General features: G+C 39.8%; 7 protein-coding genes. 4 read left to right on the top strand and 3 right to left on the bottom strand.

What is annotated here, in order from left to right:
• Positions 1 to 38: 38 nt before the first annotated feature.
• Together ACT3TH_RS10490 and ACT3TH_RS10485 are read left to right on the top strand one after the other, a co-directional pair.
• Positions 39 to 203, top strand: a complete 165-nt coding sequence (locus tag ACT3TH_RS10490) for a DUF2256 domain-containing protein (protein WP_444755776.1) — start codon at positions 39 to 41, stop codon at positions 201 to 203.
• Between the two features lie 27 nt (positions 204 to 230).
• The gene (locus tag ACT3TH_RS10485; RefSeq protein ID WP_371532732.1) at positions 231 to 377 is read left to right on the top strand and encodes a DUF2256 domain-containing protein; all 147 of its coding nucleotides are present in this window, start codon (positions 231 to 233) and stop codon (positions 375 to 377) included.
• Between the two features lie 255 nt (positions 378 to 632).
• On the opposite strand, the gene ACT3TH_RS10480 is transcribed toward ACT3TH_RS10485, so the two are convergent.
• The 3 genes from ACT3TH_RS10480 to metH all read right to left on the bottom strand — a co-directional run bounded on the left by ACT3TH_RS10480 (position 633) and on the right by metH (position 9,885).
• Positions 633 to 4,409, bottom strand: coding sequence for a hypothetical protein (locus ACT3TH_RS10480; protein WP_444755775.1), 3,777 nt, complete (start codon positions 4,407 to 4,409; stop codon positions 633 to 635).
• Positions 4,410 to 4,811: 402 nt separating this feature from the next.
• Positions 4,812 to 5,741, bottom strand: coding sequence for a bile acid:sodium symporter family protein (locus ACT3TH_RS10475; RefSeq protein ID WP_444755774.1), 930 nt, complete (start codon positions 5,739 to 5,741; stop codon positions 4,812 to 4,814).
• A 349-nt stretch (positions 5,742 to 6,090) separates the two neighbouring features.
• Positions 6,091 to 9,885: a methionine synthase gene (gene metH / locus ACT3TH_RS10470; protein WP_444755802.1), complete on the bottom strand. Its 3,795-nt coding sequence runs from the start codon at positions 9,883 to 9,885 to the stop codon at positions 6,091 to 6,093.
• A 557-nt stretch (positions 9,886 to 10,442) separates the two neighbouring features.
• Here metH and ACT3TH_RS10465 point away from each other — a divergent pair.
• Together ACT3TH_RS10465 and ACT3TH_RS10460 are read left to right on the top strand one after the other, a co-directional pair.
• Positions 10,443 to 10,997, top strand: a complete 555-nt coding sequence (locus ACT3TH_RS10465) for a fasciclin domain-containing protein (protein WP_444755773.1) — start codon at positions 10,443 to 10,445, stop codon at positions 10,995 to 10,997.
• Positions 10,998 to 11,525: 528 nt separating this feature from the next.
• Positions 11,526 to 12,149 carry a fasciclin domain-containing protein gene (locus ACT3TH_RS10460; protein ID WP_444755772.1) on the top strand — a complete coding sequence of 208 codons (624 nt, stop codon included), beginning with the start codon at positions 11,526 to 11,528 and terminating at the stop codon, positions 12,147 to 12,149.
• Positions 12,150 to 12,330: the final 181 nt, after the last annotated feature.

Genomic DNA, 12,330 nt, shown 5'->3' with positions numbered 1-12,330 from the left:
CGACATGTTATTTATGTAGTAAATCAACCAATGAGAAAATGATGGCTCACAAAAAGAAAAACGTCCGCAAAAAAGAATGTCCTGTCTGCGAGCGTGAGTTTAGTTGGACTAAAAAGCTGGATAAAAACTGGGATAGCATGGTCTACTGCTCAGACCAGTGCCGACGGATTAAAAAGTATGAGGGCTTAGAGCATCAGAAGTAGATAGATAAGGGTATAAGGATAAAGACAATGGCACATAAAAAAGTAAACTTACCGCAAAAAACCTGCCCTGTGTGCCAGCGTCCGTTTACGTGGCGCAAGAAATGGGAAAAAGACTGGGAGCAGGTGATTTATTGTTCGGAGCGGTGTCGGCGGGGGAAGGATAAATCGGATTAAGCTAATATTTGTAAACTTTTTCTCACAGTAGGGTTTTTTAGTCTTATGAGACAGCTATTTTCTGCTTTTACCTCATATGTTAGCTATTCTCTAGAGGGTAGCTAAGGTGAGAGGCGTTCCAACATTCGAGCGACCACTTCTAGCCAAGCCCCCAAAGCCTGTTGAGCAGATAAGGATAACTGCTATAATCAGGGCAAAACTGCATCTCAAGACAAAGTCAGCGTCTAAAATTATTTTAGGTGTCTGTCGTATGGCTCATACAGTCTGATAATCAGACAAATCTACAATAATGTGAAAGTAATTATAATGACCGTGTATGGTTTTAGCGACTCGCATCTTTTGAATGTCTGAAAATTTCTGTGTTAATTCTTTAAAGTCACCAAAATTTTTTAAATCATTAGGAAAGTCAGTTGATATAAAGTCATCTTTGTATGACTCCCAACAGCTATCCACGCTACCAGTACCAATGAAATATATCACATTATAATAATTCTCAATATTAGGGCAGTAATCGTAGGTCTTCTTACTATGAGATTGTGTAACAGATTTGTCTCTACCCGCTAATCGAAAAGGCTCGATTAATGCGAATTTGTTATTCATATGCTGAATTATTAAGTCAGCTTCTCCTGCATCTTGACCACTCTGAGTGAGACCTACTCTTTCTTGATCTGTAACTTGCCAGTTTAAATATTCAAACTTTGATTTTAATATTACAGCTAAAAGGTCATTGTATTGATTTTCTAGCTTATAACTGCCATTGGACTGCTTTTCCCTTACAGAGTGGATTTTTTCCATAACCATTTTCAACGACGATATTAAACTCTCTAATACAAACTCGTTTAATTTGTGAAAGCTGTTGTTAGGTAGCACACGAATAATATCTTTCGGTTTTAGCTTTGGCGTTATTCTTAATACTCTTCGAATTTCTCCTTTATCGGCTGAAGGAAGGTTTTCATCAAGAGCCTGTGATAAAAGCTCTGGTATATCTAAAGATTTGTGTTCATAATGCTCTTCAGCATTAATAATGTATTCACGATATTCTATAAAACGTTCATCTTTAGTAAGTCTCTCAATTACAATAGGGATTAAATATTTATTATATCTATTTTCATCCCTAACTAGATCAAAGTGTTTATAAAAATTATCCCTACCTTCGTCTACTTGTCCGTAAACTATACATTTCAGACTATTTATATAGCTTGAAAATTTATGTAAGAACCCATGTTCATTTGAATCCTCAGATAAAGAATTAACATATGCTTCCCATTCAACTGAAGCATTTCTTTTGTCATCAATTGTTTTGTCAGAATTGTATAATATACATCTAAATAAATCTAACCTTGCCCCAATATCGAACGCTTCAGTCTTAGAGATGCTCCTAAGGAGCTCTTCTGCCTTTGTAAAATCATTAAGTTCTTCTATTTGATATACCGCTTCATATACAAATGAAATTAACCTAACATTTTTAAAATTTATATCATTTCTAAAAGAGATAATTTGTTCTAAATCTTTTTCTTTTAGAGCTAGTAATAGCTTAATACGCTTTGCTAGCAATTTTATACGTTCTTCATCATACTGCCTTTCATTATGATGTTGGACTACCTTATCTAAAAATATTCTAGCATAGGTATAGTTGCTTGAAGAATTAACCGCATGAATCATGCTTTGTTCAAGCTCATCAATAAGGCTAACGTGCTTGCTGATGTACTCTTCAATATCTATATCATCGATTTTAGATGAGATGATTTCTACGATCGCAGGATTTTTGATTTTATTTATAGCTTCAAGCATTAATCCTAAGTCAGTAGAGCTTTCGAAAAAATCAGTAATAAAGTCTGTAGCTACCTGCTCACTCATTTCGTTTATAGCATTAAATAGCAAGTCTCTAGAAGTCTTAGAGTAGCGATTATTATTCATTGGGTGAGGAACACGAAATATACTGTTATAAGAGATTTCCTCATCCTTAAAGTTAGTTGCTAATTCAAGAATAAGTCTTTCCAAAGTCTCGTGATATTGGGGATAATCGAAGTCTTTTATTTCTTTATACTCGTTAGAGTTATTGATATAAGCAAGACAACAAATTTTAAAGAATAGTTTGATATTATAAGTTTGGTCGCTATCTCTAAGTGAAAAATCGTTATAAACTAAATTAGAAGTTACGTGCTCTTGTACTTCTGAAAGCGATGAATGATTTTCAATAAGTATAAATACAAGATTCCAATCTATGAGTTCGACGCCTATTTGACCGTTATATAATTTAGCTTGGCCTAAGCGCCTATTTTCATAATTGTTATGATCAGAAATTTCGACTTCTGTACAGGTAAAATACCAGTTTAGATGGTCAATGAACAACTTTGCTACTAATGTGTTTATATCTTCTGATGATTCCGTACCAGAATGTTGTGGGATTACCGTTTCATAACTTAGTCTAGATTTAATCTTGAGTAGGTCAGTCAAGAGCTGGAAAATTGAGTAATCTAAACTAATAAGGTTATGAGTTTTAGATTTGTAATCAACAAAATTATTACTAATTTCTTTGATAAGCTCATCTAAGAAATTTAAGCTAGAATCTATGCTTACTAGAAGTTCCTCCAGTAATAACATTATTTTTTCATACTTGGTTTTATAATAATTAATTGTAGCGTTTGCAGGGATATTGAATAGCTGTTTAGAAAAATAGTTAAGAGTTTTTGATAAAGGTGTTATATCAGCACGAGTGTAATAAAAGACATCTTTATTAAAACATATATTGAATAATGTAATACATAGTTCAGTTTTAAATTCTTCTAGTTTTTCGTCTTTTTCTATTCTTCCGAAGTTACTCATGCAGTTAATTTTATATAATGAGCTATCGTTGATTTCTAGATTATTAATTTCTTTAAATATAAGTGGTATGTAGTTGGTATTATATAGGACTAGTTGTGGAAAATTATCTATGAAGCTATTTTTTAACTTATCGAAAATTATATAAGTCAAATATGGCTTCTCAGTATTTTCCAAATATACTTTAAGTTTGAAATGTTCTAATGAGTTTGTTTGCTCTAAGAATAGCTGAATAATACAATTGTATATTTTTCTATGTTTCTGCCATTCATAACTAGAATGCGTTATATTTTTTATATAATTAATGCTTTCAATAACCTCTATTGTATTCGATGTTGCAATACTATAGTTTGGATAGTTTTCTAAGTCAAAATTTTCATACCTATGTGTCCTTGAGTCAGTTTCATATTTTAACCATTCAATATTACTCATATCTAGATCTTCTTCTTTAGACAAAAGTTCTATAATATGATTTAGAAAGTTACTATCTTCTTTGATAAATTGTATTAAATGAGGTAAATAATATCCAAAATTCAAAAATTGAACCAAGTTTATAAAGTTTAAGACTTGGTTTTCAGTCAGATTGCCATTATTACATAGCTTAAAATAAATATTTATTAGTATGTCTTTAGCAAAATGCTTGATAGGATTTGAATAGTTATCGCCTTCAAATATGAGTTTGTTTTCATTAAGTTCAAATAAATTAGAGTCTATCAGCTTTGTTGCTAACGTTTCATCATTCAATCTGCTAGTCAGTATTTCTCCTTGAGATGGAATAGTAAGTTGATAATCTAATAGGAAACGAATAGCAGTCTGCTGAACCTCTGACAATTGAGCTAATTTTTCATCAATATTAGTATCTTGTCGGTAACTCCATAGAGCAGATGAAATTTGAGTAGCTATATAAACTTGGTTAAAAACAACCCTTATCAAACCCATTGACAGTAATATGTCTTTAGTTAAGCTATTACCAGAATATTCATTATTCTGATTGAACACATCTAATTTATTTTGTAGCATTTCTAGTGAGCGGTCAGGAAAAACCATATCTATAAATATATTTGTTAGTATCTCTACTAAGCCATTTTGAATAGCAAACTCGTAGAATACAATATCATCAGAAGATATATAATCAGGATAAGAATCTTTTTTTTGATAGAAACTTAGGGTTTTTCCAAAAATTTCAAGATTGGTTTTTAGTTTGTACATACTATTCCAACTTTATAAATGTTTTTTATTTTATATAATATCTACAAAACACCATAATAGTAAATAGAAAGATTTCTAATCTTGAAAATATTCTTCGACAATGTATGCCAAGACCTATAATGTCATAATAATGAAAGCAACTCTATTACAACATTAATCCATGGCTTTTTGTTGAAATTTAATCCGTTATCTCACAACAAAAAAACTTTGTATCGAAAGAGCAGTTTAGCAGTAGGAAATTTTCTGCAAATAAGATAGAAGCCAAAAACGTAAAATCCTAGAAATTTGGATTTAACTACTTCTAAGCAGTCTTTATACCCCAATCTTCGTATTCAGCACCAGCCCGTAACTAAACTTACCTACATTTGAGTACTTACGATCAAACCATAAGTGATAAAGCTCCTATCTACCATCCCTCTTCGCAAAAATATTCGCAACCAACGCCCCACTAAAGTTATGCCACACACTAAATATTGCACTCGGTAAGGCTGCGACAGGATTGAAATAAGTCGCGGCAAGGGCAGCGCCCAGACCAGAGTTTTGCATACCCACTTCCACCATAATGGCGCGGCGCTGTCTCTCCGTAAATCCAGACAAGCGCGCGATTACATACCCCAAGGTATATCCCAACATATTATGTAGAGCAACGACGATAAAGACGATGGCACCGCTATCTAAGATGGTCGCTTTAGACACCGCGACCACAGCTGCGATGATAATAGAGATACCCAATACCGACACCATCGGCAATACTTCGGTGACGAATGCGATCTTACTACCCAAAAACTTGTGGAAGATGACGCCCAATAAGATAGGCAAGATGACGATCTTGGTAATGGTCACCATCATACTCGCCAAGTCGATATCGATCAGCTGACCGGCAAATACGTTTAATAAGATAGGCGTCAAAAAGGGCGCAAGTAGGGTAGAGATAGACGTAATCGCCACGCTCAGTGCCACATCCCCTTTGGCTAAGAACGTAATTACATTACTGGACGTGCCACCTGGGCAACAACCGACCAAAATCACGCCAACCGCGATTAAAGGATCAAGGTTAAAGATGACAGTGAGTAAATAAGCAATCAAAGGCATTAAAGTGAACTGTGCTAATAGTCCGACCAACACAGGTTTGGGGCGTTTGACGATCTCTAGGAAGTCTTCGGTTCTAAGCGTCATGCCCATACCAAACATAATGATGCCAAGAATTGGCACAATCAAAAACGCTAGAGACGCAAAAAACTCAGGAAAAACGAATCCTAAAACGGCACTGACCAATGCCCAGATTGCAAACGTTTTGCCAATCCAACTAGAGAGTAATGCAATCTGATTCATAGCCTGTCTCACAACGATAGTAATAAAGTAGACAATAATTTAGCATGGTTATTGGCAGCAAATGATAAAAGTATTTTGTGATACGTGCAGCGATAAGTTTGCTGAGAGCAGATAGAAGAAGGCGCAATAAAAAAGGCTTACCCATCATAAATGAGTAAGCCAAGAGATAATTATAAAATGTCTATCGTTGATACGCTTTAAAGGCGTTGTAACGCTACTAGGATGAATTTTACGCAGCCTCTGTCGGCGTAGGCACAGTAAGCAAGTAAAATTGTACTAGTAGCGCATTTCAATTTATATAGCCATTTTATTTTCAACTGACCATAAGTACCAACCAATTTTTAAAAGTCTACAAATTCGGATTTAGCCACTTCTCAGCCGTTTTTATATCCCAGTCTTTACGCTCAGCATAGCTCTCTAACTGATCGCGGCTGATCTTACCGACGTTGAAGTACTCACTATCAGGATGCGAGTAGTAGAAGCCGCTGACTGAGGACGCAGGCCACATAGCGTAGTTTTCAGTTAGAGTCGTCCCAATCGCATCGACCGTACCAAGCCAATCAAACAGTTTGCCCTTTTCGGTGTGCTCAGGGCAGGCAGGGTAGCCGGGCGCTGGACGGATACCGACGTATTTTTCTTTGATCATCTCATCGTTGGTGAGTGACTCAGTTGGCTGATAGCCCCAATAGTCTTTACGGATTAATTCATGCAAGTGCTCGGCAAAAGCTTCAGCAAGACGGTCGGATAATGCTTGTACCATAATGGCATTATAATCGTCGCCCGCCGCTTTGTACTTTTCCGCCAGTGCTTCTGTACCGACGATAGAGACGGTAAATCCACCCAAATAATCATTATAAGCGTCCGATGGCGAGATGAAGTCTGCCAAGCTAAAGTTCGGCTTGCCGCTGGTTTTGTCGCTTTGCTGACGCAGATGTTCAAACTGATGGGTCGGCTGACCGTTTTGTTGCGGGTCGTTGTCGTAAACGGTGACGGTATCTGCGCCAGTACGGCGAGCTGGCATCAGTTTAAACACGCCTTTAGCAACGATTGATTTTTCCTCAATCATTTTGTGTAGTAAGTCTTCGGCATTACCAAACAAATCGCGCGCTGCTTCGCCAACCACGTCGTCTTGCAGAATTTTAGGGTATTTACCCGTCAGTCCCCAAGAGATGAAGAAAGGCGTCCAGTCGATATAAGGCAGTAGGTTAGTGATGGGGTAATCATCAAATATCACTTGCCCCAGCTTGTTAGGTACAGGCGGTACGTAGTTTTCCCAGTCATATTTGAAGCCAATTTTCACCGACTCGGCATACGTTACCTTTGCGGCTTTTGGTTGGCGCTTAGCGAGGCGCTCACGCACTTTGACATACTCTTCGCGTGTTTCATCGATGAGCGCTTGACGGTGCTCTTTTGACAGCAGCTTGGTGACCACGCCCACTGAGCGCGAGGCATCAGACACATAGATGACGCCATCGTTTTGGTATTGCGGCTCGACCTTGACCGCCGTATGCGCTTTTGACGTGGTCGCACCGCCGATCATCAGTGGTAAGTTCATGCCGCGCTCTTGCATCTGCTTGGCGACGTAGACCATTTCATCAAGACTTGGGGTAATTAAACCGGACAGACCGATGATGTCTACTTTTTCTCTGATAGCCGTATCGAGGATGGTCTCACACGGCACCATCACGCCCAGATCGACGATGTCATAGCCGTTACAGCCAAGTACCACGCCGACAATGTTTTTACCGATATCATGGACGTCGCCCTTGACGGTCGCCATCAGGATTTTACCTTTGACTTCGCCTTCGACTTTTTCCGCTTCGATGTACGGGTTGAGCCACGCAACAGATTGCTTCATCACTCGCGCAGATTTCACCACCTGCGGTAAAAACATTTTACCCGCGCCAAATAGATCACCGACGATGTTCATACCGTCCATTAATGGCCCTTCGATGACCTCCAGCGGTCTAGGATATTTCTCCCACGCTTCTTTGGTGTCGGCTTCAATAAAGGTGGTGATGCCTTTTACCAGCGCATGGGCGATGCGCTCTTCTACCGTGCCTTCACGCCAGCTCATATCGACGGTACTGTCTTTTTTCTTACCGCCGTCTTGATAGTTTTCAGCGACGGTCATGAGTCGCTCAGTGGCATCTTGCCCCGTCTCACCTTGGTTACGATTGAGCATCACGTCTTCGATGGCATCACGCGCCTCAAGAGGGATGTCGTCGTACAATTCAAGCATGGCAGGGTTGACGATACCCATTGTCAGGCCGTTTTTGATCGCATGAAACAAGAATACGGAGTTGATCGCCTCACGAATGGGGTTACCACGGAAACTAAATGAGACGTTGGAGACACCGCCCGACACCATGGCGTTCGGCAGGTTTTCGGTGATCCAGCGCGTGGCGTTGATAAAATCCGCGCCGTAGTTATTGTGCTCAGTGATACCGGTTGCCACTGCAAAAATATTAGGGTCAAAGATAATGTCTTCGGATGGGAAGCCTACTTCATTGACTAAGACGTCGTAGCTACGCTGACAGATTTGAATTTTACGCTCGTAAGTATCGGCCTGACCGTCTTCATCAAATGCCATGACGATAACGGCAGCGCCATAGCGCATACATAACTTGGCGCGCTCAACGAACTCATCGTAGCCTTCTTTTAAGGAGATGGAGTTGACGACACATTTGCCTTGCGTGCGTTTTAGACCTTCTTCGATGATGTCCCATTTCGATGAGTCAATCATCAACGGCACACGGCTGATATCAGGCTCACCCGACACCAAGTTGATGAAATGAATCATCGCCTGCTTGGAGTCAAGCATGCCTTCATCCATGTTGATATCGACGATCTGCGCGCCGCCTTCGACCTGATCGCGAGCGACATCGAGTGCCTCAAGATAGGCTTCGGTTTTAATCAAGCGCAAGAACTTTTTAGAGCCTGTGACGTTGGTACGCTCACCCACGTTGACAAACAAACTCTCAGGCGTGATGGTAAAAGGCTCAAGTCCTGACAGACGGCAGGCAGGTGGAATCTCAGGAATGACACGCGGGGCATAATTCGCCACCATGTTAGCGATTTGGCGAATGTGCTCAGGCGTCGTACCACAGCAGCCACCCACGATGTTTAGGATGCCCGCTTTGGCAAAGCCTTCGAGTAGGGCTGCGGTTTCATCAGCCGTTTCATCATACTCGCCAAACTCATTGGGCAGCCCCGCATTTGGATGCGCGGACACATACGTGTTGGCAATGTTTGACAAAGTTTGAATATGCGGACGCAGCGCATCAGCCCCAAGCGCACAGTTAAAGCCAACGGATAAGGGCTTGGCATGACGAATTGAGTTATAAAAAGCCTCAGCCGTTTGACCAGAGAGCGTGCGACCTGAAGCATCCGTAATCGTCCCCGAAATCATAATTGGTAATTCAAAGCCAATGTCCTCAAACACACCCGTTACCGCAAATATCGCCGCTTTGGCATTTAGCGTATCAAAGATTGTCTCGATCAAGATAAGATCGACACCGCCTTCCATCAATGCCAAGGTCGCTTCTCGGTAATTGAGTACAAGCTCATCAAAGGTTATGTTACGAAATGCAGGATCATTGACATCAGGAGACAGCGAACAAGTGCGTGACGTCGGGCCAATGACGCCCGCCACAAAACGCGGCTTGTCAGGCGTCTTGGCAGTGAACTCATCAGCCGCTTCGCGCGCGAGCTTCGCCGCTGCCTTATTCAGCTCAGGCACCAGATATTCCATGTCGTAGTCGGCCATCGACAGACGCGTTCCATTGAAGCTGTTGGTCTCGATGATATCAGCACCAGCGGTCAGATGATCTTTGTGAATCTCCTTAATCATTTGCGGCTGCGTGAGTACCAGCAGATCGTTATTGCCCCTCACATCTTGGCTGATGTCCGCAAAACGCTCGCCACGATAATCAGATTCTTCCAACTTATAGTTCTGAATCTGCGTGCCCATCGCCCCATCCAACATCAAAATTCTGGACGCCATTTGCTCAGTGATACGCGCACGCGCCGTCAATTGCTGTTCCTTATAAGGAAACACAGCAGGCGGTGTTAGAATAAAGCCATCCGTAGAATGTGATGAGCTAGGAGTGGTATCCGTTTCGGAAGAAGTTTGTGGAGTCATCGTTTGATTCATAGGAGCGCTGCTTATATCGTCAATATTATGAAAGGAAGGTATAGCAAATGGCGTGCGAAATCTTATAAAAGGAACAGGCAAATCCGCATTATTCTAGCATGAAAATCACATAGCATACGCACAGTCCTTATGCTTCTTTGACCGTAAGAAATGCCTTAAAATTACTGAATGACTAACCTGCTATTGAGGCTTTTTTTATAAAAGTTAAGACATAAATGACAATCATTTCGGTTCTTAATTACACAACTTGCGGATCTTGTAAATCAAAGCAAACGGTCACTCATAAAAGACAGACGGTACTTACACCGTTACTACAAAAAATAGCGTAAAAATAAATTTATAAATAATTTTAATATGTTAATTTAATTTCAGAAGGATTGGTTTTTCGTAAGCACTACTTACTAGTGGGTGTGGTTGATTTTATTGGCTTCCTAGCAGTGTCTTTCATACACATCAATGCTGGTAAGTGTTTTAGGAAAAAACAATCTGATCTGTAAGACAATAAGATCGACGTTCAAAAATACTCAATCATTAAGGATAATGTTATGAAACTTACTAAAATTGCCACTATCGGTACACTCGCTATTTCAATCGCTGGTCTAAGTGCTTGTAATAATATGATGCCAAACAAAAGCGCTGATATGAAAGCGCCAATGCATAGTCAGTCTATGGCAAAAATGAACGTGGTACAAGTTGCCCAAAGCAATCCTGACTTCTCAGTATTGGTAGAAGCAATACAAGCTGCTGGCTTAACCAGTGCATTGGCCAATCCAAATGCTAATTACACTGTGTTTGCACCGACCAACGCGGCATTTATGCAAGCGTTAAAAGAAACAGGCATGACTAAAGAACAACTATTCGCCAACAAGCCGATGCTAACCAAAGTCCTAGGCTATCATGTTATCAACGGTGATATGGCAATGTACAAAAAAGACGTGAAGCCAGGTAATGTCATGACACTTAGCAAAGACACGTTAATGGTAACGACCCAAGGTAAGCTGATGGACGAAATGGGCCGTACTACTAATATCGTAAAAACTGACATTGCCGCCAATAACGGTGTAATCCACGTGATTGACAGAGTATTGATGCCTAAATAAGTACTATTTAAAAATACTGTCTGTACTTCTTTATGATGGAGCTGGTATAAGTACCAGCTTTATCTGTCATAAGCCAATAATAAGACGACTGCTATTTAATTAGATTGGTTAAATACTATTATTGCTGCAACCGTCTTATTGTTATTACTATCGACTTACTCTGAATTTTTTTCTAGAAAGCTTTCAGACTGTTGGAATAAACTTCTCAATATCTCTGACAAACCTGTATTTTTTGATACTAAAAGTACAGAAGTGGTTATGAGAAACGCTGTCTTTATCACTATAGTGCTGACTATACAAACTAATTTTAAATCTATACACGTGATTTATACAGTCTCGCTACCTAAGTAAGCAACAATTTAAAATGAATCCGTTAGAATCATAATTATCGGTATAACAGCATTAAAGTCACTGAACTGGGTGGCTGACATTGTTTATCAATACATATCATTTGCTGTTATAGATACTCATTAAGAAGAATAGTCTGCTTAATAAACAATTTAATTCATTATTTATAAGGAAATACTCATGTTGAAGAAGAATTTACTATCAATCGCAGTTGTCACAGCGGCTATGTCACTAGCGGCTTGTAATGACACCGAAACAGTTGCTGATCCTGCTGCAACTGATGCCACTACTGAAGAAGCAGTGGTAGAGCCAGCGGTAGGAACTGCACCAGTGGCTGAAGCTGATCCAGTCGTCGATCCAATGGCTGAAACTGATACTGTGGGAACACAAACGATTGCTGAACTAGCAGCTGGTAATGAAAACCTAACTATCTTGACAGCAGCGCTTCAAGCAGCAGGTCTTGATACCATGCTAATGGAAGACACCAAATATACAGTATTTGCACCAACTGATGATGCCTTTGCTCCAGTACTAGAAAAATTAGGCGTGACTAAAGAAGAGTTGCTAGCTAACACCGAGCTACTCAAAAAAGTACTTCCATATCACGTAGTAGCTATGGAAGTTAAAGCTGCTGATATTCCTTACGGTACTGATATCGAAACTGCCAATGGCGCAACGATTTCTATCAGCGATGCTAACGTCATCACTGATGCTACGGGCGGCACGGCTAACATCACAGGTACTGATATAATGGCAACGAATGGTGTTGTACATACTATCGATGCCGTATTAATGCCTGAGTAAGCTCTTTTTTCAAGTCAGATGTCTATAATAGATTGATACATTAAAGAAGCCTAGCCGATGAGCTGGGCTTTTTTGTGTTTGGATTTTGGCCACATGATAAACGCGTACAAGCCGGTATTTGAATAGTTTCACGTCATACACTACTTTGCAGTGTCTAGCTTTGACCGTCAAAAACATACAA

This window comes from Psychrobacter sp. AOP22-C1-C5, from assembly GCF_052378885.1.
Lineage (GTDB): Bacteria > Pseudomonadota > Gammaproteobacteria > Pseudomonadales > Moraxellaceae > Psychrobacter.
This window is presented reverse-complemented; position numbering and strand designations above follow the sequence as displayed.

Excerpts from the sequence above, each read along its gene's own strand:
- ACT3TH_RS10465 (WP_444755773.1), top strand. The coding sequence starts at position 10,443 with ATGAAACTTACTAAAATTGCCACTATCGGTACACTCGCTATTTCAATC.
- ACT3TH_RS10485 (WP_371532732.1), top strand. The coding sequence starts at position 231 with ATGGCACATAAAAAAGTAAACTTACCGCAAAAAACCTGCCCTGTGTGC.
- ACT3TH_RS10475 (WP_444755774.1), bottom strand. The coding sequence starts at position 5,741 with ATGAATCAGATTGCATTACTCTCTAGTTGGATTGGCAAAACGTTTGCA.
- ACT3TH_RS10480 (WP_444755775.1), bottom strand. The coding sequence starts at position 4,409 with ATGTACAAACTAAAAACCAATCTTGAAATTTTTGGAAAAACCCTAAGT.
- metH (WP_444755802.1), bottom strand. The coding sequence starts at position 9,885 with ATGACTCCACAAACTTCTTCCGAAACGGATACCACTCCTAGCTCATCA.
- ACT3TH_RS10490 (WP_444755776.1), top strand. The coding sequence starts at position 39 with ATGATGGCTCACAAAAAGAAAAACGTCCGCAAAAAAGAATGTCCTGTC.
- ACT3TH_RS10460 (WP_444755772.1), top strand. The coding sequence starts at position 11,526 with ATGTTGAAGAAGAATTTACTATCAATCGCAGTTGTCACAGCGGCTATG.